The 22535-nt window shown below is 70.3% G+C and carries 20 protein-coding genes, 1 tRNA gene and 2 pseudogenes; 10 read left to right on the forward strand and 13 right to left on the reverse strand.

Features of this window, described 5'->3' with window-relative positions; translation table 11 throughout:
• Window positions 1-61 precede the first annotated feature (61 nt).
• On the forward strand, window positions 62-973 hold the full coding sequence (locus tag ABXJ52_RS19200) for a LysR substrate-binding domain-containing protein (RefSeq protein WP_367043826.1): 912 nt from the start codon (window positions 62-64) through the stop codon (window positions 971-973).
• A 27-nt stretch (window positions 974-1000) separates the two neighbouring features.
• Complete coding sequence (locus ABXJ52_RS19205) at window positions 1001-1630, forward strand: MarC family protein (protein ID WP_367043827.1); 630 nt, start codon at window positions 1001-1003, stop codon at window positions 1628-1630.
• Here the strand turns inward: ABXJ52_RS19205 and ABXJ52_RS19210 are convergent.
• The 3 genes and pseudogenes from ABXJ52_RS19210 to ABXJ52_RS19220 form a co-directional block, all read right to left on the reverse strand.
• Complete coding sequence (locus ABXJ52_RS19210) at window positions 1598-2860, reverse strand: ion channel protein (RefSeq protein WP_367043828.1); 1263 nt, start codon at window positions 2858-2860, stop codon at window positions 1598-1600. The two genes, ABXJ52_RS19205 and ABXJ52_RS19210, sit on opposite strands and share 33 nt — an antisense overlap.
• Window positions 2861-3069: 209 nt before the next feature.
• Window positions 3070-3465: pseudogene (locus ABXJ52_RS19215) on the reverse strand (hypothetical protein); the annotation flags it as partial.
• A 106-nt stretch (window positions 3466-3571) separates the two neighbouring features.
• On the reverse strand, window positions 3572-4537 hold the full coding sequence (locus ABXJ52_RS19220) for an SGNH/GDSL hydrolase family protein (protein WP_367043829.1): 966 nt from the start codon (window positions 4535-4537) through the stop codon (window positions 3572-3574).
• 209 nt (window positions 4538-4746) lie between these two features.
• Between ABXJ52_RS19220 and ABXJ52_RS19225 the strand changes: the two are divergent.
• Window positions 4747-4881, forward strand: a pseudogene (locus ABXJ52_RS19225) (nuclear transport factor 2 family protein); the annotation flags it as partial.
• A 30-nt stretch (window positions 4882-4911) separates the two neighbouring features.
• On the opposite strand, the gene ABXJ52_RS19230 reads toward ABXJ52_RS19225, so the two are convergent.
• Entirely contained in the window at window positions 4912-5277 is a 366-nt protein-coding gene (locus ABXJ52_RS19230) for a PH domain-containing protein (RefSeq protein ID WP_160506205.1), read from the reverse strand.
• Between the two features lie 158 nt (window positions 5278-5435).
• Here ABXJ52_RS19230 and ABXJ52_RS19235 point away from each other — a divergent pair, with 158 nt between their 5' ends.
• Window positions 5436-5909 (forward strand): carboxymuconolactone decarboxylase family protein, encoded by a 474-nt coding sequence (locus ABXJ52_RS19235; RefSeq protein ID WP_367043830.1) that lies wholly within the window; start codon window positions 5436-5438, stop codon window positions 5907-5909.
• A gap of 36 nt (window positions 5910-5945) precedes the next feature.
• On the opposite strand, the gene ABXJ52_RS19240 is transcribed toward ABXJ52_RS19235, so the two are convergent.
• Window positions 5946-6776, reverse strand: a complete 831-nt coding sequence (locus tag ABXJ52_RS19240; protein WP_367043831.1) for a patatin-like phospholipase family protein — start codon at window positions 6774-6776, stop codon at window positions 5946-5948.
• A 105-nt stretch (window positions 6777-6881) separates the two neighbouring features.
• On the opposite strand from ABXJ52_RS19240, the gene ABXJ52_RS19245 reads away from it, so the two are divergent.
• Entirely contained in the window at window positions 6882-7547 is a 666-nt protein-coding gene (locus tag ABXJ52_RS19245) for a helix-turn-helix domain-containing protein (protein ID WP_367043832.1), read from the forward strand.
• Here ABXJ52_RS19245 and ABXJ52_RS19250 read toward each other — a convergent pair.
• Together ABXJ52_RS19250 and ABXJ52_RS19255 are read right to left on the reverse strand one after the other, a co-directional pair.
• On the reverse strand, window positions 7544-7843 hold the full coding sequence (locus tag ABXJ52_RS19250) for a hypothetical protein (protein ID WP_367043833.1): 300 nt from the start codon (window positions 7841-7843) through the stop codon (window positions 7544-7546). The genes ABXJ52_RS19245 and ABXJ52_RS19250 overlap by 4 nt on opposite strands.
• Before the next feature lie 141 nt (window positions 7844-7984).
• Window positions 7985-8058: transfer RNA gene (locus ABXJ52_RS19255), tRNA-Gly, on the reverse strand.
• A 513-nt stretch (window positions 8059-8571) separates the two neighbouring features.
• Here ABXJ52_RS19255 and dcd point away from each other — a divergent pair.
• A complete protein-coding gene (gene dcd, locus ABXJ52_RS19260) occupies window positions 8572-9147 on the forward strand; it encodes a dCTP deaminase (protein ID WP_363210436.1) in 576 nt (191 codons plus the stop codon).
• Window positions 9148-9155: 8 nt separating this feature from the next.
• The gene (locus ABXJ52_RS19265; protein WP_367043834.1) at window positions 9156-9653 is read left to right on the forward strand and encodes a phosphoribosyltransferase; all 498 of its coding nucleotides are present in this window, start codon (window positions 9156-9158) and stop codon (window positions 9651-9653) included.
• Window positions 9654-9746: 93 nt separating this feature from the next.
• Here the strand turns inward: ABXJ52_RS19265 and ABXJ52_RS19270 are convergent, their stop codons facing one another.
• The 6 genes from ABXJ52_RS19270 to ABXJ52_RS19295 form a co-directional block, all read right to left on the reverse strand.
• On the reverse strand, window positions 9747-10715 hold the full coding sequence (locus ABXJ52_RS19270; protein WP_367043835.1) for a Yip1 family protein: 969 nt from the start codon (window positions 10713-10715) through the stop codon (window positions 9747-9749).
• Between the two features lie 136 nt (window positions 10716-10851).
• Window positions 10852-12345 (reverse strand): FG-GAP-like repeat-containing protein, encoded by a 1494-nt coding sequence (locus ABXJ52_RS19275; RefSeq protein WP_367043836.1) that lies wholly within the window; start codon window positions 12343-12345, stop codon window positions 10852-10854.
• 207 nt (window positions 12346-12552) lie between these two features.
• Complete coding sequence (locus tag ABXJ52_RS19280; RefSeq protein ID WP_367043837.1) at window positions 12553-12879, reverse strand: hypothetical protein; 327 nt, start codon at window positions 12877-12879, stop codon at window positions 12553-12555.
• 150 nt (window positions 12880-13029) lie between these two features.
• Entirely contained in the window at window positions 13030-14403 is a 1374-nt protein-coding gene (locus ABXJ52_RS19285; RefSeq protein ID WP_367043838.1) for an FG-GAP repeat protein, read from the reverse strand.
• A gap of 128 nt (window positions 14404-14531) precedes the next feature.
• Entirely contained in the window at window positions 14532-15869 is a 1338-nt protein-coding gene (locus tag ABXJ52_RS19290) for a VCBS repeat-containing protein (protein ID WP_367043839.1), read from the reverse strand.
• Between the two features lie 202 nt (window positions 15870-16071).
• On the reverse strand, window positions 16072-18354 hold the full coding sequence (locus tag ABXJ52_RS19295) for a (Fe-S)-binding protein (protein ID WP_367043840.1): 2283 nt from the start codon (window positions 18352-18354) through the stop codon (window positions 16072-16074).
• 346 nt (window positions 18355-18700) lie between these two features.
• Here ABXJ52_RS19295 and dnaK point away from each other — a divergent pair, with 346 nt between their 5' ends.
• The 3 genes from dnaK to dnaJ are packed head-to-tail and all read left to right on the forward strand — an operon-like array spanning window position 18701 to window position 22535.
• The gene (dnaK, locus tag ABXJ52_RS19300; protein ID WP_367043841.1) at window positions 18701-20575 is read left to right on the forward strand and encodes a molecular chaperone DnaK; all 1875 of its coding nucleotides are present in this window, start codon (window positions 18701-18703) and stop codon (window positions 20573-20575) included.
• Window positions 20572-21288: a nucleotide exchange factor GrpE gene (gene grpE, locus ABXJ52_RS19305; RefSeq protein ID WP_367043842.1), complete on the forward strand. Its 717-nt coding sequence runs from the start codon at window positions 20572-20574 to the stop codon at window positions 21286-21288. The genes dnaK and grpE overlap by 4 nt, the downstream gene beginning before the upstream one ends.
• Window positions 21289-21329: 41 nt before the next feature.
• Window positions 21330-22535: a molecular chaperone DnaJ gene (dnaJ, locus tag ABXJ52_RS19310; protein ID WP_367043843.1), complete on the forward strand. Its 1206-nt coding sequence runs from the start codon at window positions 21330-21332 to the stop codon at window positions 22533-22535.

Raw genomic sequence — 22535 nt, forward strand, 5'->3', positions numbered from 1 at the left:
CGTGAAACGATCGGTGCGTTCAGCTTATCGATGCAGGTCAGACGGACGGGGCGGCGGAGGAATGGAACGGCAGGAGCTCGAGACCTTCCTGACTCTCGCCGAAGAGCTCCACTTCGGCCGCACCGCGGACCGCCTCCTCCTCTCCCAGGCCCGCGTCAGCCAGACCGTGAAGAGACTGGAGCGCAAGATCGGCGCCCCGCTCTTCGAGCGCACGAGCCGCAGGGTGGAGCTGTCCCCGCTGGGACGGCAGTTGTACGACGACCTGGCGCCCCTGCACCTGCGGATGGAGGCCGCCGTCGCCCGCGCCAAGGACGTGGCGCGCGGCGTCGACGGCGAGTTGACCGTGGCCTTCCTCGGGGCGGGTGCGGGCACGCTGACCTCCGCGATCCTGACGACGTTCCGCGAGCGCTGCCCGCGCTGCGACGTCCGGATGCGGGAGACCCAGGTCGGTGACCCGCTCGGCGCGCTCCGGAGCGGTGAGGCCGACGTCCTGTTCACCTGCCTCCCCGTCGAGGAGCCGGACCTTACGGTTGGGCCCGTGGTCATCAACGAAACCCGCATGCTCGCCGTCCCGCTCGGCCACCGCTTCGCCGGGCGCGACAGCGTGTCCCTCGAAGAGTGCGCGGGCGAGACCTTCTTCGGTCTCGTGAACGGCGCGCCCGCCTACTGGTGGGACTTCCACATCCCGCCCCGCACCCCGAGCGGCCTCGCGATCCGCCGCGGCCAGGCCGTCGCCGGGTTCCAGGAGCTGATGACGCTGGTCGGCGCCGGGCAGGGGGTCTCGCCGGTGGTCGCGTCGGTGGAGAAGTACTACGCGCGGCCCGGCATCACCTTCGTACCCCTGACCGACGTACCGTCGGCCGACGTCGCGCTGATCTGGCGCACGGCCGCCGCCGGGACCCCCCGCGTCGAGGCCTTCGTCCGCGCGGTGCGCGACACGGTCGCGGCGAACGGCGGGCCCGCCGCGTTCTAGGGCGCGGCGCGGTACAGGATGCCGTGCGTGACCGCTGCTCTGACCTATTCCGCCGCTTTCATCACCTTCTTCTCCGTCGTCGGGCCGCCCAAGGTGCTGCTCGCCTTCGGCGGCCTCGCGCAGAACCATCCGGTCCGCGAGCTGCGGTTGATCGCGCTCGTCTCGTCCGGTGCCGCCATCGTGGTGGGGCTGGTCGCGGGCTTCACCGCGCCGTGGCTCCTGGAGCTCTTCCACATCTCGACGCCCGCGCTCCAGCTCGCGGGCGGCGTCATCTTCTTCATCTACGCCGTGGGGCTCGTCCTCGGCGTCCACCTCGGCTCGGACCGCGCGGACCTGGACGCGCCCGATCTCGTCAGCGGCGTACGCGAGTTGCTCATGCCGTACATCGTGAGCCCGCTCGCCATGACCGCCGTACTGATCGAGGCGGCTGCCCGCGACACCTGGACCTGGCGCTCCACGGTCGTCGGCGCGTACGTCACCGTCATCGCCCTGGATCTGCTCTGCGTGGCCCTGCTCGCGCGCATCCTGCGCGGTACGCACCACGCGACGATCGAACTCCTCGGCAGACTGCTCGGCCTGCTGCTCGCCGCGGTCGGCGTGGACCTGGTCCTCGACGGGCTCGCGTCACTGGGCGTGCCCGGCCTCGACCGCACCTGAGTCGTCCTTCTCGATCAGCATCTCCGGGCGCCCCGTCACCAGCAGCCAGGCGGGCAGGGCCGCGACGCACAGGAGCGGCAGCACGGCGAGGTCCATCACCACGACCGCCGCCGTGAACAGGCTCAGCCAGCCCTGCCGTGTCGTGGCGAGCAGCACGCCGAGGATGGCGCAGGCGATCCCCAGGGCGGGCGGCACCGAGTCGACGAGGGCGTGCGCGAGCATGCCGAGCGCCACGCCCACGAAGACCGCGGGGAAGATCCGCCCGCCCCGGAAGCCGCAGGTGGCGGCCACGCAGAGCGCGAGCAGCTTGACCACGGCGAGCAGCAGCAGATCGCCCGCGTCGTGGTCGGCGGCGTGCGCGGTCAGCTCCTTCATCTCCTCCAGGCCCTTGAAGAGGGTGAGATGGCCGCCGAGCGCGCCGAGAACGCCCAGCACGAGGCCGCCCACCGTGAGCATCAGTACGGGGTTGCCCAGCTGCCGGAAAGCGCGGTGGAGGTGGGGGAAGGCGTACACGGCGCACAGTGCGACGGCCGCCGCCGCCGTACTGATGACCATCGCGGAGAGTACGTCGCCCCAGTGCGGCCCCGTGTACGCGGGGACGTCGATCTGGAACGTCGGGTGCGCGATGAGCACCGTGGTCAGCGCGCCCGCGCCCGCCGCGACCAGCGGCGCGAACAGCCGGTCCCACAGCGGTCGCGGGTCGGGGGCGACCATCGTCTCGGAGAGGATGAGCGCCGCCGCGACCGGCGTCCCGAACAGGGCGCCGATCGTGCCGGCGGCGGCGAGGGCGACCCACTCGGCGGCCGGCGTCCGCGGCATGGCCTGCATGCCGAGCGTGTACGCGAGGGCGATGTTGATGGCCGTGATCGGGTTCTCCGGGCCGAGGCTGACGCCGCCCGCGAGCCCCACGACGACGGCGAGCGCGAGACCGGGCAGTACCCGGACGGGCAGGGGCGGATCGACCAGGCCGAGCGTCGCGGGGTCGGGCCCGGCGTGCCCCGGGATCTTCCACACGATGAGGCCGACGACGAACCCGGCCGCGGTCAGTACGCCGACGATCCACCCCGCCGACGTACCGGACACACCGACCGCGTCCGGCAGCGTGTCCCACAGCAGATCCTGCAACCGCTCGGCCACGAGGCTGAGCAGCAGCAGGATCAGGCTGGACCCGACACCCACGAGCAGGGCGGGCAGGACGAACGGAAGCAGGGCGCGGGCCTGCGGTGTCATGGGCCCTCCGGGGGCGGCCGCTGCCTCGCGTCCGGTCAGGTCGTGGGCGGCGGAGTGCGGTCGGAGCCGCGGGGCGGGCCGGGGTCGGCGCCACGTGCGCCCTCGGCGAACGGGCCGGGCCCGCTGGAGGTGGCCCGGGGGCCCCAGCCGCCCGCTGCCGCCTCGCCGCCCGGCGGTACGCCATGGCCGTCGCCGCGTCCGGCACGGCCCGAGTGGTCCGTGCACAGCGCCCAGATGACGAAGATGCCGATCGCGATCGCGATCAGCGCCCAGATCGGCTGGTACGGCAGCCACATGAAGTGCAGGACGACGGAGATCGAGGCGAGCGCGACACCGCACGCCTTGCCCCAGGTCGCGCCCTTGAGGATGCCGTAACCGGTGACCGCGACGAGGATGCCGAGGACCAGGTGGATCCAGCCCCACGTGGTGAGGTTGAACTTGTAGACGTAGTCCCCGATGCGTGCGTAGACGTCGTCCTTGGCGATGCCCGCGATGCCTTCGAGAATGCCGAGGATGCCGCTGACCAGCATCAGGACACCCGCGAACATCGTGCCGCCCGACGCCCAGGGGCTGGTGCCCCGCGGGTTGTTCGCTCCGCTGCTCATGGGCTCCCTTTCTTCGTCGGTCAGGAGTTCACAGCGTGTGACAGCCCTGAGGGACGCGCGAGCGGGATTAGCCCGAATGATGTCGCCGCCGGCGATGGGCGCGACGTCAGCCCGCCTCGCCCACCGCCCGGGTGATCTCCGCGGTCATCCGGCGGATGCTGGGGGAACGGGCCGGGCAGGGGCGGGACTTGGCCGTGGTCGGCGCCAGGCAGAAGTGCAGGTAGTCGTCACCGCGGTGCAGGGCGGTGCGACCGCTGCCCGGCTCCGTGCAGTACGCCGGGTTCTTCTTCTCGTACGCCGTGCACGGCAGCTGCTCCACCCACGTGTAACGGCCATCGGCCGGAGCGACCGCGCCGCCCGCGTCGGCGACGATTCCGCCCGAGGCCCGCGCCTGCGCCGCGTAGATGCCGTTGACGCGCCGCACGCGGTCGGGCGTGATCGGGTCGGGGCCCTGGAGGACCCACACGATCCGCGGCCGGTCCGCACCGCCGGCCTCACCGATCTGCGCGGCCAGCGCCTTCGCGTCGGCGGCGTACCGGTCGAAGTACTTCTGCCGCTCCTTGTCGTACGTGATGCCGTCCATGCACGGCGTGTAGCCCCAGGCATTGCCCCAGAACTGCAACACCACGAAGTCCGGACGCTCCTCGCGGACCAGCGCGGCGGCCTTGTCCTTGGCGGGCACGAGGGAGTCATCGCCGGTGCCGTCGAGGTAGTCGCAGAGGGTGGTGCCGGAGTAGGGCGCGCTGCGGTAGCGGGCGCCGAGGTCGGTGCGCAGGAGGTCGCCGAGGACGGTCTGGTTCTCCATCGCGAGGGAGTCCCCGAGGTAGAGGACCTTCGGGGCCTTCGCGTGGGCTTTGTCGGCGACGCGCTGGCGGGTCGTGGGGGAAGCGGAGGGGGAGGAGGGAGACGCAGGCGCGGACCGCGACTCGGAGGACTCGGGGGACTTGGAGGGGCCCGCGGCCGGCGGAGGCTTCGGAGCGGCCTCGTTCGACGTGCCCCCGGAGCCCGGGTCGCCGCATGCCCCGAGGAGCAGCACAGCGGCCAGCACCCCACCGATCCACGGCTTGCGCATACGCCAACTCCCGTCCAGGCAACCGAAAGAGCCCCTTAGGCAAGCACAGACACCCGCCCGTGAGAAGACCGCATTACCTCGGACGTAATCGACCCCCGGCGGCCCGCACGGCAAGCTCAAGTCATCGAAGGAACAACCCCGTTGGGTGAAGCAGTCCCGTTGGCCGAAGCAACCCCGTCGGCCGAACATCCGAGCCCCAGGAGGCACCCGCCCGCTTCGGCTGGGAGCTGGTGTCGCTCGCGGACGGCTCCGCTCCCGTCGCCGGCTTCGACGTCATCACACTCGCCGCCGACGGCCGCATCCGTGCGGTGCACGGCTTCCTGGACCGCGTGCCCACGGCCTGACCGCGGGCACGCGCCCCGAAGGGCCGCCCCTCAGCGCGCCACGTACTGCGTGAGGATCGCCTGCACCTCGTAGATGTCGACGCCCTTGGTGAAGGTCTTCTGGATCGGCTCGGGGGTCCCGGAGATCCAGATCTTCAGCTCGGCGTCGAGATCGAAGTGCCCGGCGGTCTCCACGGCGAAGTGCGTGATGCTGCGGTACGGGACCGAGTGGTACTCGACCTTCTTGCCGGTTATCCCCTGCTTGTCGACGAGGACGAGGCGGCGATCGGTGAAGAGCATGGTGTCGCGGATCAGCAGGAACGCGGCCTGCACCTGCTCCCCGTGGCCCAGCAGACGCGCGTAGTCCTGCTGCGCGGTCATTGGATCGATGGTGTGCGCGTTTCCGAACAGCGCCATGAGAAACCCCCCATTTTGTTGAATTCGCAGGAACGTCCGACTGTAACGCGCGCCCTGTGGGGGCGGGCCGCCGAACGTGGTCCTGCTCCTCCTGTCACGTCTTGGCGCGCGCCTCCGTCACAGGAGTGCAAGCATCGGCAATGGCAAGGGAGATCACCATGGACGCTCGGCTGAACCTCTTCGGCAGCCCGCTGGCGGGCAAGGTCCTGAAGCACATCAACGCGGCGAGCAAGGTCGTGTCGGACTCGACCCTGCCCCCCGCGACGCAGGAACTGGTGAAGATCCGCGCGAGCCAGATCAACGGCTGCGGGTTCTGCACCGACATGCACACCAAGGACGCCACGCACGCGGGGGAGACCGCGACGCGCCTCAACCTCGTCGCCGCCTGGCGCGAGGCCCAGGTGTTCACCGACGCCGAGCGCGCCGCCCTCGAACTCACGGAACAGGGGACGCGCGTCGCCGACGCGGCGGGCGGGGTCACGGACGAGGCATGGGCGGACGCCGCCAAGCACTACGACGCGGACCAGCTGGCCGCACTCGTCTCGCTCATCGCCCTCATCAACACCTACAACCGCGTGAACGTCATCGTCCAACAGCCGGCGGGCGACTACCAGCCGGGCCAGTTCGGCTAACACCCCTCGTCACCCTCGTCACCCTCATCAGCCTCGTCACAGGGGCTTGAGCGCGGGCGCGAGCGTGGTGGCCTGGCGGTGGCCGGCGCGGGCCGCGGCGGGGCGGCGGGTGTCGGCGGTCATGTCGCGGCCCATGGCGCGGCGGGCGGCGGGATCCGGGGTCAGGAGGGTGATGTCGGTGCCCTCCGCGGCGAGTTCGGCCGCCTCCCGCCGCGCACTGGGGTGCGGACCCACGGCAGAGGGGATCGGGGAGAGCGCCAGGACGCGCCGGTAGCCGCGGGCCAGGTGGATGTTGGTGGTGGAGCGGCTGCCCCCGTCGATCCAGCGGCGGCCCGCGACCGTGACCGGCGGCCAGACCAGGGGCACCGCACAGCTGGCGGCGACCGCCTCGACGAGCGTGGGCCCCGAGCCCTCGTCGAACGTCTCCACGGCTCCGGTCACGGCGTCGACCGAGGCGATCCGCAGCGCCTGCTCGGGCCAGGTCCGCGCCCCGCGGAGCAGGCCCCCCACGGTGTCGAACACCTCGGCCTCGGGCCTGGTGCGTGCCGCGAGGGCAGCGCGGCCCAGGCGTCGCACGGAGCGCTCGGGGTCACGGGAGCCGAGCGCCGCCCACAGGAAGCGGAGCGTCTGGGGCACGGAGACCCCCAGGTCCACCTGGTCGGCCCCGGCGAGCTGGCGTTCGTACAGCTCGCGCGCCGGTTCGCCGCTCGCGAGCCGGGAGCCGAATATCGCGCCCGCCGAGGTGCCGATGACGACGTCCGCCCGGCCGGGATCGATCCCGGCGTCCGCGAGGCCGGCCAGCACGCCGACCATCCACGCGCCGCCGACCGGCCCGCCGCCGCCGAGCACCAGTGCTGTCCCGCCCATGCCGCGCCCTCCCAGATAATCAAATGGGGAGTGCTCCCCACTTCTTGTCGCGACGATAGCATCACTACCGGGGATGACTCCCCATATGGCGCAGGGAGAGTGACGATGACCGGCGGCTCACACCGCGTGACGCCCCCGCGGCGACGCGACGCGCGGCGCAACTGGGACCTCCTGGTGGGGGCCGCCCGCGAGGTGTTCGCGGAGCAGGGCCTTGAGGCGCCGCTGGACGTGATCGCCCGCCGGGCGGGCGTGGGGAACGCGACGCTCTACCGCAACTTCCCCACCCGCGCCGCCCTCGTCGACGCCGCCTTCCACGACCTTCTGACCGGCACGATGGCCGCGGGCGAGCAGGCCAGGACCGCCCCGGACGCCTGGGCGGCGCTGAACGAGTACCTCCGGGCCGTCTTCGTCACGCTGGCCGCCGACCGCGGCACCAACGACCTCATGACCACCCGCCTGGAGGGTGTCGAAGCGCTGCGGGCCGTGCACGCCCACAACCGCGAGACGATGGACGTCCTGCTCGGCCGCGGCCGCGACCAGGGCACGGTCCGCGCAGACGTGACCACCGAGGACGTTCTGTTCGCACTGGCCGCCCTGGGCCGCGCCATCCCGGCGCTGAGCACCGCGACCACCCCCGACGCCTGGCGCCGCCCCCTGGCCCTGTTCCTGGACGGCCTGCGCGCCGCACCGGCCGCGCCACCGCTCCCGGGCGCCGCCTTGACCGCCGACCAACTCGACCGGTCACTCCATGAGTTGGGCCGAAAACCCTAGGTTCGGGTGCGCCGTGGAGGCCTGCGGGTGAGGTGGTACATGGCGTATGTCACAGCGATGATGAAGTCGGTCGCCAGCCAGACCGCGACGATCAGGCCGACCCCGATCGTGGTGCCTGCGGCGTCGGAGTCCTCGCACAGCTTCAGGGCGTCGCCCCTCAGACCCGAGCAGGAATCCGGCGTTCCACTGCCGGTGGCGGCGCCTGCCACGACCCAGGCGAGAAAGACGACCTGGATCGCCAGAAAAACCCAGAAGACGGCGCGATGACCCTTCCTCGGAGAGTGGATCTCGCTCATGGCCTCGTCCTTCCAAGAGGCACTACTCCCCATTGTGCTCTTGTGGCCCAGGTGGGATCGAGGAGGGATCGAGGCGGGACCGGCCCCCCCGGGACAGTAAAAAGGCCCAGGTCACCGACCTGGGCCTCTGGGCCTCAACTGTGGAGCGGGTGACGAGAATCGAACTCGCACTCTCAGCTTGGGAAGCTGATGTTCTACCACTAAACTACACCCGCGAAAGACACCGTCTGTGGCGGTGTCGTAACGTCGCACACTCTACCTCATCCCAGGCCCCGGGCGCTTTTGCCGCGGGGCCCGCGTGCTGTCCGGGGCATGGATGGCGCTTCGGGACGCGGGAGTTGGGGCGTACGGTGAGAGACCGGAGTGCCGCCTGGAGGGGCGCCCCTTTCGTCCCGTAATGTGGCCTTTCGTCGTCAGCTCGCGTACGAGCAGGTGCGGGACGCTGCGAGCTCAACTACGGCTTTGGGGAAGGGACTCGAGGACTTGATGGAGCGCACCGTCGTCCGATGTGCCGAAGGGCACGTGTTCAGCACTGCTTCGTTCCCGATGCAGAAGGCCGACCGGCTCGGACCCGGCCGTCTCATCCGCTGTCCACGATGCGCCCGATTGCGGCATGCCGTGCCGGTCGCGTCGCAGAAGCGGTAGCGCGGGCACGGGAGAGCAGCGAACAGGAGCGCGCGGGACCGTCCGATTGGGGCGGGCCCGCGCGCTCTGCGTATCCTCGGTGCGTGCTTCTCTCAGACAAGGACATCCGGGCCGAGATCGACACCGGACGAGTGCGGATCGATCCGTACGACGAATCCATGGTGCAGCCCTCGAGCATCGACGTGCGGCTCGACCGTTACTTCCGGGTGTTCGAGAACCACCGCTACCCCCACATCGACCCCTCCGTGGAGCAGGCCGACCTGACGCGGCTCGTGGAGCCCGAGGGCGACGAGCCGTTCATCCTGCACCCTGGCGAGTTCGTGCTGGCCTCGACGTACGAGGTCATCAGCCTGCCCGACGACCTCGCGAGCAGGCTGGAGGGGAAGTCCAGCCTGGGGCGGCTCGGCCTCGTGACACATTCCACGGCCGGTTTCATCGACCCCGGCTTCTCCGGGCACGTGACGCTCGAGCTCTCCAACCTCGCGACGCTGCCCATCAAGCTCTGGCCGGGCATGAAGATCGGGCAGCTCTGCCTGTTCCGCATGACCTCGCCCTCCGAGGCGCCCTACGGCTCGGAGCGTTACGGGTCGCGTTACCAGGGGCAGCGAGGCCCCACCGCCTCCCGCTCCTTCCTCAATTTCCATCGGACACAGGTGTGACATCCAGCATGAGTGACGTGCGCGAGAACCTTACGTACGAGAATTTCGGCGGCGCGGTGCGTGAGCTCGCGCAGATGATCGCCGACGACGGGTACCAGCCCGACGTCATCATCTCCATCGCCCGCGGTGGCGTCTTCGTCGCGGGCGGTCTCGCGTACGCGCTCGACTGCAAGAACATCCACCTGGTCAACGTGGAGTTCTACACGGGCGTCGGGACGACCCTGGAAATGCCGGTCATGCTGGCGCCGGTGCCGAACGCGATCGACTTCACCGACAAGAAGGTGCTCATCGCGGACGACGTCGCGGACACCGGCAAGACGCTGAAGCTCGTGCACGACTTCTGCCTCGACCACGTGGCGGAGGTGCGGTCCGCCGTCGTCTACGAGAAGTCGCAGTCGCTCGTGAAGTGCGAGTACGTCTGGAAGCGCACCGACGAGTGGATCAACTTCCCCTGGAGCGTCGAAGCTCCCGTCGTGAAGCGTGCCGGGCAGGTTCTCGACGCCTGAGCGGCGGGAGACGAACGTAGAGGAGAAGGGCCCCGGTGGAGTGATCCGCCGGGGCCCTTCTCCGTCTCAAGTACTAGAAAGCTCTCTCAAGTACTAGAACGTGCCGAGCTTGATGATCGCGAGCAGCGCGAGCAGCTGGATCGATGCCGCGCCCAGCGCCTTCGGCCACGGCAGGTCATGCGACTTGCTCACCATCACCGTGAGCAGCGCGCCCGCGGCGACCCAGGTCAGCCAGCCGAGGAGCTGGACGAAGGGCTGGCCGCCGCCGAGGAACATCGCGACGACCACGCGGGGCGCGTCCGTGAGGGACATGATCAGCATGGAGAGGCCGACCGTCGGCTGCCAGGCGCCGTCGCCGCCGAGCTGGCGGGCGAGGGTGTGCGTGACCACGCCCAGGACGAAGGCACTGATCGTGATCGCGACGGCCGTCGTCAGGACGTACGGGACGGCCGTGGAGAGCGTGGCGCTGATGGCGTCCTCGCGGGCGCCGTCGAAGCCGAAGATCGCGAGCAGGCCGTAGAGGAACGTCACGATGACGGCCGGGGCCCACATCGCGTAGTCCCGCATCTGGAGGAAGGTCGGACCCGGGCGCAGCACGATGCCGCGCAGGAGGTCCTTCCAGTGCAGGCGCGGGCCCACCGGTGCGGGGGCCTGGCCCGCGCGGTAGGTGTCGCCCTGGGTGTACGGGTCCTCGCCCACGGAGAAGGCCTGGGTGTGACCGGGGTTGTTGGCGGCGTACGGATCGAAGCCGCCCTGACCGCCTCTCTGGCCACCATGACCGGGATCACCCGGCCCGCCGAAGTACTCCGGCTCCCCGTGGTTGCCGCCCGCCTGCGGCCATTGCTGCCCGCCGTATCCGCCCTGGCGGCCTTGGCCGCCCTGGCCCTGGCCGTACGGGGGCTGCTGCCCGCCGTACTGCTGGGAGGGCGGCTGAGGGTAGCCGTACGGAGGCTGCTGGCCCTGGGGGGCCTGCTGTCCGTACGGCTCCTGCCGCGGTCGTTGTTGGGGTCGCGCTTGCGGGGTGCGGTTGTCCCGGCCGCGTCCGATCCTGAATCCAGCCACGAATCGAACGTACCTGGTCTGAAGGGCCCGGGTCGTCCCTCCCCGGGAGGAGAGCGGCTTTGCCGCTGACCTGTGACAACCCCTAGGGGGACCCTGAGGGGTTTTCCGCAGGGTCCCCGGTGCCGCGCGGGAGCGGCTACTCGCCGAGCACCGCTCCGTACGCCAGCGGGTCGGAAGAGGCGGGCAGACCAAGGGAGTTGGGGGTGACGACCGAGCCGCCGGCCTTGGCTCCCGGCAGATCCCAGACACCGCCCGCGGCGGAGTTCTCGCCGGGCGCGGCGACGGACAGGTCCGGGGCGCCGTCGCCGTTGTGGTCACCGAAGGCGAGCGCCCCGCCGAAGAGGTCGCCCGCCTGGGCGACGCCCAGGATGCCGGGTGAGTTCTGCTGGTAGGCGACCGTGCCCGGGTTCGCGGCGCCCGCCGGGTCGAGCAGGCCCATCTCGCCGCCCTTCAGGACGGTGACGCTGCCCGCCTTCGCCGCGCTGCTGATGGCTTCGCCCCGGGCGCCCGCGATCAGGTCGTCGTGGCCGTCGGCGTCGATGTCCGCCGCGGCGAGCGCGTCGCCGAAGCCGTCTCCGGTCTCGGCGACTCCGGGCATGCCCGCGGTGTCCTGGTTGAACGTCTGCTGTTCCCAGCCGAAGCTGCCGTTCGGGCCGCCGAAGCGGATGTGGATGGCGCCGCCCTTGGTGAGCTCCTCCGGGCCGCACGGGTCGTCGATGTTCTCGTCGGCGATCTCGCGGCAGTTGCCGACGGCGAGGTCGTCGTAGTTGTCGCCGTCGAAGTCGCCAACCGCGAGGGCGTTCGCGGCGCCGTTGGAGTTGTTCCAGAAGTTGCCCATGGAGCCCTCGTCCTTGTTCCAGCCGTAGAGGCGGAGGTGGGACTGGGTGTAGGGCTGGTTCTGCGTGTAGTAGGCGAGGGCCAGGTCGGGGAGGCCGTCGGTGTCGAAGTCCCCGGTGGCGAGGATGGGGGCGCGGCCTCCCATCCGGTCGCCCATGAGCGGCTCGGTCCGGGCGGCGAGCGGGTTGAAGTTGGCGACGACCTGGTCCTTGCCGCCGATGGCGAGGTCGACGTCCGTGTCGCCGGTGAAGTCGGCGGCGGCGAGGGCGTTCCCGTACACGTCACCGGACTTCGCGCCGCGGGCGGCGGTGTTGGCCTGGGCGAAGCCGTCGCCGGTGCCGTAGAGGACGGTGACGGAGCCCGCGTCGGTCTTGGCGTCGATGTCCTCGCCGGGGGCGCCGATGACGAGGTCGGCGTACGGGTCGTCGTCCACATGAGCGGCCACGACGGACCCCCCGAACCGGTCACCGCCCTCCGGGGTGCCGGGCACCTCGACGGTGGCCTGGGTAATCCGCCGCACACCGTGCGGCCCGGGCCCGTACTCCCCACCGAACACGACGCTCACGTACCCGGCCTTGCCCTTGCCGCTGACACTGCCGGTGGGCACCCCGACGAAGAGGTCGTCGTAGCCGTCGCCGTTGAAGTCGGCGGTGAGGGGAGCGGGTTCGGGCACGGGGGCGGCGGTGGCGGTGGCCGCGAGGGGGAGAGTGAGGCCGGTGGCGGCGAGGGGGAGAGTGAGGCCGGTGGCGGCGAGGGCGGTGGCGGCGGCGAGGGTGAGGGCACGTGTGCGCAACGGAGCTCCAACTTGTCTGGGAACGCCGGGTGTTGGCTGGGTGCCGGCTCGGCGTCGGCTGATGTGGGTGCCACCGTCCACGGGGACGGCGGCACCCACACATGTGACACACGGTGCGAACAGAAGGTTGCGGACGGCTTACGTCAGGGGACGAGGACGTCCTGCTTGTTCCGTGCACGTCCTCGCCAGGCGCCCCGACGACCAGGTTCAGCGGTCGAGGTCACTGGTCGCGAGCGTCTCGCCGAATCTGTCGCCGGTCTCGGCCGCGTCCGGAATCCCGGCACTCGACTGCGAGACCGTCTGGCGGCGACCGGCGCTGATGCCGTGCGCGGAGCCGTAGAACACGACGACCGCGCCGGCGGATTCCTTGCCGGAGACAGAGGCATCGAGGACGGTGACGGCCAAGTCGCGGTAGCCGTCGCCGTTGAAGTCGTCGGTGTGTTCGGCGGGGGCCGCGGTGGCCGTTGTCGCGGGGAGGGCGAGCAGGCCGGTCGTCGCCAGGGACGCGGCCAGGACGAAGGTGCGGATGCGCACGAAAATCTCCGGGGGAAGGGCCGCCCTCGAACGCACGGAAGGGACCGGAGATGTCTCCGGTCCCTTCCATGCGTGCGTGCAGTGCTCCGGCCTGAGGCCGGTCGGCGGCCAGCAGTTGGCGGTCAGCGGCCAGCAGTCAGCGGCCAGCGGTCAGCGCAGCGTCTCGCCGAAGCTGCCGCCGCCGAGGCCGAAGTCCGTGCCGTTGAAGGACGCCGCGTACGACGACGTCAGGCCCGTCGTCGTGCCGCGCAGGACCCACACCGCGCCGGCGTCCACCGTCGTGCCGATGTCCTCGCCGATCGCGCCGGCGGCCAGATCCGCCTTGCCGTTCCTGTTGATGTCCTTGAGGCGTACGGACGCGCCGAAGCTGTCGCCCGCCTCGGCGACGCCGGGTACGCCCGCGGTCTCCTGGTGCCAGGCCTTGCCCGAGGTGAACGTGCCCGCGGTGGACTTCATGAGCGTCACGCTGCCGGTGCCGCCCACCGTGCCGACCTCCTCGCCGGGCGCGCCCACCGCGAGGTCCGCGAGACCGTCGCCCGTGACGTCGCCCGCGGCCACGGACCAGCCGAAGCCGTCGTCGGCTTCGTCGGCGCCGGGGATGCCGGTGGAGGACTGGTCGTACGTCACGGGAGCGCCGAACTTGCCGTTGCCGCCGAACCGCACGGTGACCGAACCGCCCTTGGCGGCACGGGGGTTGCCGGTGACCAGGTCGGCGTAGCCGTCGCCGTTGACATCACCGGTGGCGGCGGCGTCGCGCGTGGCCGTCGGGTCGGCGCCCTCGCCGAGGACCTCGGCCCCGTAGCCGTAGTCACCGGCGCCGCCGTTCATGTGCGCGGTCCAGGCGCCGCCGTCCGCACGCTCGCCGTACAGGACGAGGCCGATGCCGTCCTTGCGCTTGAAGTTGCCCGAGACCATTCCGTCGAGGTGGGCGCCCTCGGGGATGAAGTCGACCTCCAGGCCGAAGGCCTGGCCCTGCGCCTCGGAGTAGTACCACCAGTTGTCACCGCTGATCACGGCCAGCTGGGGCGCGCCGTCGTCGTCGAGGTCGCTCCAGGTGGTGGCCTCGCCGAAGCGGCCCGTGGTGTCGGCGGGGGCGTTGAGGACGTGGCCGCCGGAGGTGAAGGCGCTCCTGCCGCCCTTGATGACCGTGACCGAGCCGGACGGCTTGCCGTCGACCTGCTCGCCGGGGGCGCCCACGATCAGGTCGGCGTAGCCGTCGCCGTTCGTGTCACCGCTGGTGACGTTCTCGCCGAACTCGTCCTCGTCCTCCAGGACTCCGGGCACTCCGGCCGTGTCCTGGGTGACGGTGACGGAGCGGCCCTCGGAGAGGCCGGAGGCCGAACCGAACGTCACGGTAACGGAGTTGGAGCGGGGCGTCCCGACGGCCAGGTCGCGGTAGCCGTCCCCGTTGTAGTCGTCCTGGAGCGTCGACGCGGCGCTCGCGGTGCCCGCGAGGGGCAGCGTCAGACCCGTGGCGGCGAGGGCCGCGACGCTCGCGGCGATGGCCAGATTACGTACGCGCACGTGGGGCTCCCGGGAGTGGGGGAATTCTTCCGGGGGTGTGACTTGTGGAGCGTACGAATGGTTGTGCGACGGAGGAGTCGGGGTGACGTTCAGGTGAACCAGAGGCCCCGCCCCCTACGGCCCGCCCGCTACGCCCCGCCCTCCAGGGCCAGGAACTCCTGAGTCGAGAACGTGAGCCGAGGCTTGCGCGCGACCAGATCGCCCTTCACCCCGGGGTACACCCCCACCGTGTCCTCGCCCTCTCCCCGGTAGGTCCGCAGGACAAGATCGGCGAGCTTGTCACCGTCGAAGTCCGCGATGCTCAGCACCTGCGTGGTCCCTTCCGCGGACGCGGAGGGCGCCACCGTCGCCGTCGCGTTGGCCGAAAGACCGCCCGCGCGCCCCCGGAAGACCCGCACCTCACCGACGCCGCCACCACTCCCGCTGCCGCCCCCGCTCAGGACGAGCTCACTCAGGCCGTCGCCGTCGAAGTCGCCCGCGTCCACGGCCACGTCCTTCGCCTCCAGCGTGGAGCGCAGGGTGCCGGGCACGTCGTACCGGAGCGCGACCCCCGCCGGGCCCGCGACGGCCGCGTCCATGCCCTTGCCCTTGCCGAAGCGGCCGAACGCGGTGTCCGTGCCCGCGGGGAAGAGCACCCCGGTCTCGACGGGACCCCTCGGGCCGCCCAGGACGAGGGCCCCGGCGGCGGCGCCGGACGCGTTCGCCGGCTTGCGGACGAGGACGTCGTCGTAGCCGTCGCGGTCGACGTCCGTGGCTCTGCCGGTCACGAGGTCGTTGCCGGGCGCGGCCAGCGGCTTGCCCGCGGCGCGCGGGGCGCCGGTGCGCTTGAAGGGGCCGCGCAGGAAGGTGAGCCGGGCGCCGCTCGCGTGCAGGACGAGGTCGCTCGCGCCGTCACCGTCGAAGTCGCCGCACACCGGCTGGTCGGACCAGTCGTTGCCGATGCGGGACTGCTTGGGCACCTGCACCTTCACGGCCTTGCCCGTCAGGCCCTGGGGCGAGCCGAAGAGGATCTGCAGGGGCACGGGCGGCTGGCCCTGTCCGTCGTAGGGCGGGTCGGTGGAGACCAGCAGATCGGTGAACCCGTCCTTGTCGAGGTCGCAGGCGGCCTCCGACTCGAAGGCGGCGGGCAACTCGCCCTTCGTACGTGCTCCGTTGGTCTGCGCGCTCAGCAACTGCCGTGCTCCGGGGCGTAGCCCGCTCTTCGACCCGTAGACGACACCGATGCCCGCGTCGTCGCCATGGCCGCTGTGCACCAGGTCGTCGAGTACGAGATCGGGGGCGCCGTCACCGTTGAAGTCGTCGTCGGCCTTGCTGCCCTTGCCCTGGGGGACGGGCTGCTGGGGAGCGCCCTTGCCGGCCATGCTGACGGGCTTGTGCCGGGCGTCGGGCTTGCCCGCCTCGTCACCGCCGCCCCCGCCACACCCGGCGAGCAGCAGCGCACAGCTGACGACGGCTGCCGTGCCCATGACACCCCCGCGGGTCGCGACACCCCCGCGCCGCGTCCGTCTGCCCTCGCGCACGCCACGTATCCCGGCACTCCGCATGCCCATCACCCACCCCGACCGCCCCAACCGACAACAACCAGCACATGATGCTCCCCCATGCGTCACAAACGAAAGGCCGGTCCCGCCCAAGGGGCGGAACCGGCCTGAAGCCGAACAGTTTTCGCTACTTCACCGGCTCGGGCTCCGGCTCGTCCGCGGTCTCGGACTCACCGGCGGGGTCCACCGGGGTCTTCACGGAGTCGAGCAGCAACTGCGCGACGTCCACGACCTGGAGGGACTCCTTCGCGGCTCCGTCGTTCTTCTTGCCGTTGACGGAGTCGGTGAGCATCACCAGGCAGAACGGGCAGGCGGTCGACACGATGTCGGGGTTGAGGCTGAGCGCCTCGTCGACCCGCTCGGTGTTGACGCGCTTGCCGATCCGCTCCTCCATCCACATCCGCGCACCACCGGCACCGCAGCAGAAGCCGCGCTCCTTGTGGCGGTGCATCTCCTGCTGACGCAGGCCGGGGACGGCGGACATGATCTCGCGCGGGGGCGTGTAGATCTTGTTGTGCCGGCCGAGGTAGCACGGGTCGTGGTAGGTGATGAGGCCTTCGACGGGCGTCACCGGGATCAGCTTGCCCTCGTCGATGAGGTGCTGGAGCAGCTGCGTGTGGTGGATGACCTCGTAGTCGCCGCCGAGCTGCGGGTACTCGTTGCCGAGCGTGTTGAGGCAGTGCGGGCAGGTCGCGACGATCTTCTTCGCGGTCTTCGGCTTGGCCGAATCGGGCGTGACCTTGCCGTCGTCGTCCAGCTCCTCGCCGAACGCCATGTTCAGCGCCATCACGTTCTCCTGGCCGAGCTGCTGGAACAGCGGCTCGTTGCCCAGACGGCGTGCGGAGTCACCGGTGCACTTCTCGTCGCCGCCCATGATCGCGAACTTGACGCCCGCCATGTTGAGCAGCTCGGCGAAGGCCTTGGTGGTCTTCTTCGCGCGGTCCTCGAGGGAGCCGGCGCAGCCGACCCAGTACAGGTACTCGACCTCGGTGAGGTCCTCGATGTCCTTGCCGACGACCGGCACCTCGAAGTCGAGCTCCTTGAGCCACTCCAGGCGCTGCTTCTTGGCCAGGCCCCAGGGGTTGCCCTTCTTCTCCAGGTTCTTGAGCATCGTCCCCGCCTCGGACGGGAACGCGCTCTCGATCATCACCTGGTAGCGGCGCATGTCGACGATGTGGTCGATGTGCTCGATGTCCACCGGGCACTGCTCGACGCAGGCGCCGCAGCTGGTGCAGGACCACAGGACGTCGGGGTCGATGACGCCGTTCTCCTCGGCGGTGCCGATGAGGGGGCGCTCGGCCTCGGCGAGAGCGGCGGCGGGAACGTCCTTGAGCTGCTCCTCCGTCGCCTTCTCGTTGCCCTCCATGTCCTTGCCGCCACCGGCGAGCAGGTACGGGGCCTTGGCGTGCGCGTGGTCGCGCAGCGACATGATCAGGAGCTTCGGGGAGAGCGGCTTGCCGGTGTTCCAGGCGGGGCACTGCGACTGGCAGCGGCCGCACTCCGTACACGTACTGAAGTCGAGGAGGCCCTTCCAGGAGAACTGCTCGACCTGGCTGACGCCGAAGACGGCGTCCTCGGCCGGGTCCTCCCAGTCGATCGGCTTGCCGCCGGACGTCATGGGCTGCAGCTCGCCGAGGGTCGTGGAGCCGTCCGCGTCGCGCTTGAACCAGATGTTCGGGAAGGCGAGGAAGCGGTGCCAGGCGACGCCCATGTCCGTGTTGAGCGCGACGGTGATCATCCAGATGAAGGACGTCGCGATCTTCACCATGGCGAAGAAGTACGTGAGGTTCTGCAGCGTGGAGAGATCCATGCCGCCGAACCACGAGACGAACGGGTACGAGATGAAGAACGACGCCTCGTAGCTGTCCACGTGGTGCTGGGCACCCTCAAGGGCGTGCAGCGTGAAGATGCAGACGCCGACGATGAGGATGACGGCCTCGACGAAGTACGCCTGGCCCTTCTTGGAGCCCGCGAACCGGGACTTGCGGCCCGGCTTGTCGGGGTTGCTCAGCTGCCGGATGACGATCAGCGTCAGGATGCCGACCACCGTCATGGTGCCGATGAACTCGACGAACATGTTGTACGGGGCCCACTCGCCGATGATCGGCAGCATCCAGTCGGCCTTGAAGAGCTGGCCGATGGCGTTGACGATGGTCAGGAGCAGCGAGAAGAAGCCCACCGCCACGAACCAGTGCGCGACGCCGACGACGCCCCAGCGGTTCATGCGGGTGTGGCCGAGGAACTCCCTGGCCACGGTGACGGTGCGCTGCACGGGCTGATCGGTGCGGGTACCGGCGGGAACGGGCTGGCCGAGCCGCATGTACTGGTAGATCTGCACGATGGCACGGCCGAACAGCGCGACGCCGACCGCGATTAGGACCAGCGACACGATGATCGCGGCGAGTTGCATTTGGGGGCTCCTCGGGCCTGCGAGGCGAACTATTACTAAGCGGTAACTTATGCAGTCCGTCTGAGACTACCCACTTACTCAGCCGCACTGTAGCCAGCAGGGCGGTGATCTGCGTCGCTCAGGCAACCCTTCCCGAGTCGTGGCCGCCGAGGTGCCCCAAAGGGGCGCGGGGAACTGCGCGCCCAGCCGCAGCGGACCCGCAGGCGGCGAACCGGCGGGGGACCCGGGTTGCGCGTAAGCCCGAGATAAGAGTTGAGCCCCCCACGCTCAGCTCTGTTGACGCCAGCGCAGCGCTCATGCATTGTTGAGTCAGATCCACTCAAGAGTTACATCTGGAGGAACCGAAATGGCACGTGCGGTCGGCATCGACCTGGGCACGACTAACTCTGTCGTCAGCGTTCTTGAAGGCGGCGAGCCCACCGTCATCACCAACGCCGAGGGCGCCAGGACCACGCCGTCCGTCGTCGCCTTCGCGAAGAACGGCGAGGTGCTTGTCGGCGAGGTCGCCAAGCGCCAGGCGGTCACGAACGTCGACAGGACCATCCGCTCGGTCAAGCGCCACATGGGCACTGACTGGAAGGTGGACATCGACGACAAGGGGTTCAACCCCCAGCAGATCTCGGCGTTCATCCTGCAGAAGCTGAAGCGCGACGCCGAGTCGTACCTGGGCGAGAAGGTGGCCGACGCGGTCATCACCGTCCCGGCGTACTTCAACGACTCGGAGCGCCAGGCGACGAAGGAGGCCGGCGAGATCGCGGGCCTGAACGTCCTGCGCATCGTGAACGAGCCGACGGCCGCCGCTCTCGCGTACGGCCTCGACAAGGACGACCAGACGATCCTCGTCTTCGACCTCGGTGGCGGCACCTTCGACGTGTCCCTCCTGGAGATCGGCGATGGCGTCGTCGAGGTGAAGGCCACGAACGGCGACAACCACCTCGGTGGTGACGACTGGGACCAGCGCGTCGTCGACTACCTGGTCAAGCAGTTCAACAACGGCCACGGCGTGGACCTCGCCAAGGACAAGATGGCGCTCCAGCGTCTGCGCGAGGCGGCCGAGAAGGCCAAGATCGAGCTGTCCTCCTCCACGGAGACCACGATCAACCTGCCGTACATCACGGCGTCCGCCGAGGGCCCGCTGCACCTGGACGAGAAGCTCACGCGCGCCCAGTTTCAGCAGCTCACGTCCGACCTTCTGGAGCGCTGCAAGACGCCGTTCCACAACGTCATCAAGGACGCGGGCATCCAGCTCTCCGAGATCGACCACGTCGTTCTCGTCGGTGGCTCGACCCGTATGCCCGCCGTCGCGGAGCTCGTCAAGGAGCTGACCGGCGGCCAGGACGCCAACAAGGGCGTGAACCCGGACGAGGTCGTCGCCATCGGCGCCGCGCTCCAGGCCGGTGTCCTCAAGGGCGAGGTCAAGGACGTCCTGCTCCTCGACGTCACCCCGCTGTCCCTCGGCATCGAGACCAAGGGAGGGATCATGACCAAGCTCATCGAGCGCAACACCACGATCCCGACCAAGCGCTCCGAGATCTTCACGACGGCCGAGGACAACCAGCCGTCCGTCCAGATCCAGGTCTACCAGGGCGAGCGCGAGATCGCGGCGTACAACAAGAAGCTCGGGATGTTCGAGCTCACGGGCCTGCCGCCGGCCCCGCGCGGTGTCCCGCAGATCGAGGTCGCCTTCGACATCGACGCCAACGGCATCATGCACGTGACCGCGAAGGACCTCGGCACGGGCAAGGAGCAGAAGATGACCGTCACCGGCGGCTCCTCGCTGCCGAAGGACGAGGTCGACCGCATGCGCCAGGAGGCCGAGCAGTACGCGGACGAGGACCACAAGCGCCGCGAGGCCGCCGAGTCCCGCAACCAGGGCGAGCAGCTCGTCTACCAGACGGAGAAGTTCCTTAACGACAACGCGGACAAGGTCCCCGGTGACGTGAAGACCGAGGTCGAGTCCGCCGTCGAAGAGCTGAAGGAAAAGCTCAAGGGCGAGGACACCGCGGAGATCCGCACGGCCACCGAGAAGGTCGCGGCCGTCTCGCAGAAGCTCGGCCAGGCCATGTACGCGGACGCGCAGGCCGCCGGCGGCGAGGGCGCTGCCCCCGGTGCCGAGGGCGACGAGGCCCCGAACATGTCCAAGGACAAGGACGACGACGTGGTCGACGCCGAGATCGTCGACGACGAGAAGCCCGGTGACTCGAAGGGCGGCGCCGCATGACCGAGGAGACTCCGGGCTTCGGCGACAACGCCGAGAAGCCTGACGTCCCCTCCGGCGCCACCCCTGATGACGCGGCGCCGCAGGCCGCCGAGCCCTCCACCGAGGAGGGCCCGGCGGCCCCGGCCGGGGACGCAGCAAGCAGCACGACGGACCAGTCCGCCCAGGACGTGGGTCTGATCGCCCAGCTGGACCAGGTGCGTACGGCGCTCGGCGAGCGCACGGCGGACCTCCAGCGGCTCCAGGCGGAGTACCAGAACTACCGCCGCCGTGTGGAGCGGGACAAGGTCACGGTCAAGGAGATCGCCGCGGCGAACCTCCTGTCCGAGCTCCTCCCGACCCTCGACGACGTCGGCCGCGCCCGTGAACACGGCGAGCTGGTCGGCGGCTTCAAGTCGGTCGCGGAAGCGCTGGAGACGGTCGTCGCCAAGATGGGCCTTCAGCAGTTCGGCAAGGAGGGCGAGCCCTTCGACCCGACGATCCACGAGGCCCTGATGCACTCGTACGCGCCCGACGTCACCGAGACGACGTGCGTCGCGATCCTGCAGCCGGGGTATCGCATCGGCGAGCGCACCATCCGCCCCGCGCGGGTGGCCGTGGCCGAGCCGCAGCCGGGCGCGCAGACGGTCAAGGGTGAGTCCGAGACCGCTGCTCCCAAGGACTCCGCCGACGCGGCGGAGGACAAGGAGACCGGTGGCGGCCCGGACGAGGGCTGACACATCGGAGTTGTTGTGAAGCGAGAGGAGGGACGTCGGGGATGAGCACCAAGGACTTCATCGAGAAGGACTACTACAAGGTCCTCGGCGTCCCCAAGGACGCCACGGAAGCCGAGATCAAGAAGGCGTACCGGAAACTCGCACGCGAGAACCACCCGGACGCCAACAAGGGCAATCCCAAGGCCGAAGAGCGCTTCAAGGAGGTCTCCGAGGCGAACGACGTCCTCGGCGACCCCAAGAAGCGCAAGGAGTACGACGAAGCGCGTGCCCTCTTCGGCAACGGCGGCTTCAGGGCCGGCCCCCCGGGCGCGGGCGGCGGCGGTTCGTTCAACTTCGACCTGGGCGACCTCTTCGGAGGCGGCGCCCCGGGCGGTGGAGCGGGCGGCGCCGGCGGCGGCTTCGGGGGCGGTCTGGGTGACGTCTTCGGGGGCCTGTTCAACCGAGGCGGCACGGGCGCGGGCGGCGCGGGCACGCGTACGCAGCCCCGGCGCGGCCAGGACATCGAGTCCGAGGTCACGCTGAGCTTCACGGAGGCGGTGGACGGGGCCACGGTCCCGCTCCGGATGTCATCGCAGGCTCCCTGCAAGGCCTGTTCCGGCACCGGCGACAAGAACGGCACACCGCGCGTGTGCCCGACCTGCGTCGGCACGGGCCAGGTCACGCGGGGAGGCGGCGGCGGTTTCTCCCTCACGGACCCCTGCGTGGACTGCAAGGGGCGTGGGCTCATCGCCCAGGACGCCTGCGAGGTCTGCAAGGGCTCGGGCCGCGCGAAGTCGTCACGCACGATGCAGGTGCGGATCCCGGCGGGCGTCTCGGACGGCCAGCGGATCCGGCTGCGCGGCAAGGGCGGTCCCGGTGAACGGGGCGGTCCGGCGGGCGACTTGTACGTGGTCGTGCACGTCGACACCCATCCGGTCTTCGGCCGCAAGGGCGACAACCTCACGGTCACGGTGCCGGTGACGTTCGCCGAGGCTGCCCTGGGCGGCGAGGTGAAGGTTCCCACCCTGGGCGGGCCGCCGGTCACCCTGAAGCTGCCGCCGGGCACCCCCAACGGTCGTACGATGCGGGCGCGGGGCAAGGGCGCGGTCCGCAAGGACGGTTCGCGGGGCGACCTGCTGGTGACGGTGGAGGTGTCGGTCCCGACATCCCTGTCGGACACGGCGAAGGAAGCCCTGGAGTCCTACCGCGAGGCGACTGCGGACGACGATCCGCGGGCAGAACTGTTCCAGGCCGCGAAGGGAGCATGA

The sequence above is a fragment of the Streptomyces sp. Je 1-332 genome, assembly GCF_040730185.1.
Taxonomy (GTDB): Bacteria; Actinomycetota; Actinomycetes; order Streptomycetales; family Streptomycetaceae; genus Streptomyces.

What these genes read in the sequence shown, in the direction of transcription:
- ABXJ52_RS19200 (WP_367043826.1), top strand. Translation starts at nt 62, where the DNA reads ATGGAACGGCAGGAGCTCGAGACCTTCCTGACTCTCGCCGAAGAGCTC.
- ABXJ52_RS19210 (WP_367043828.1), bottom strand. Translation starts at nt 2,860, where the DNA reads ATGACACCGCAGGCCCGCGCCCTGCTTCCGTTCGTCCTGCCCGCCCTG.
- ABXJ52_RS19220 (WP_367043829.1), bottom strand. Translation starts at nt 4,537, where the DNA reads ATGCGCAAGCCGTGGATCGGTGGGGTGCTGGCCGCTGTGCTGCTCCTC.
- ABXJ52_RS19230 (WP_160506205.1), bottom strand. Translation starts at nt 5,277, where the DNA reads ATGGCGCTGTTCGGAAACGCGCACACCATCGATCCAATGACCGCGCAG.
- ABXJ52_RS19235 (WP_367043830.1), top strand. Translation starts at nt 5,436, where the DNA reads ATGGACGCTCGGCTGAACCTCTTCGGCAGCCCGCTGGCGGGCAAGGTC.
- ABXJ52_RS19240 (WP_367043831.1), bottom strand. Translation starts at nt 6,776, where the DNA reads ATGGGCGGGACAGCACTGGTGCTCGGCGGCGGCGGGCCGGTCGGCGGC.
- ABXJ52_RS19245 (WP_367043832.1), top strand. Translation starts at nt 6,882, where the DNA reads ATGACCGGCGGCTCACACCGCGTGACGCCCCCGCGGCGACGCGACGCG.
- ABXJ52_RS19250 (WP_367043833.1), bottom strand. Translation starts at nt 7,843, where the DNA reads ATGAGCGAGATCCACTCTCCGAGGAAGGGTCATCGCGCCGTCTTCTGG.
- ABXJ52_RS19265 (WP_367043834.1), top strand. Translation starts at nt 9,156, where the DNA reads ATGAGTGACGTGCGCGAGAACCTTACGTACGAGAATTTCGGCGGCGCG.
- ABXJ52_RS19290 (WP_367043839.1), bottom strand. Translation starts at nt 15,869, where the DNA reads ATGGGCACGGCAGCCGTCGTCAGCTGTGCGCTGCTGCTCGCCGGGTGT.
- ABXJ52_RS19295 (WP_367043840.1), bottom strand. Translation starts at nt 18,354, where the DNA reads ATGCAACTCGCCGCGATCATCGTGTCGCTGGTCCTAATCGCGGTCGGC.
- dnaK (WP_367043841.1), top strand. Translation starts at nt 18,701, where the DNA reads ATGGCACGTGCGGTCGGCATCGACCTGGGCACGACTAACTCTGTCGTC.
- grpE (WP_367043842.1), top strand. Translation starts at nt 20,572, where the DNA reads ATGACCGAGGAGACTCCGGGCTTCGGCGACAACGCCGAGAAGCCTGAC.
- dnaJ (WP_367043843.1), top strand. Translation starts at nt 21,330, where the DNA reads ATGAGCACCAAGGACTTCATCGAGAAGGACTACTACAAGGTCCTCGGC.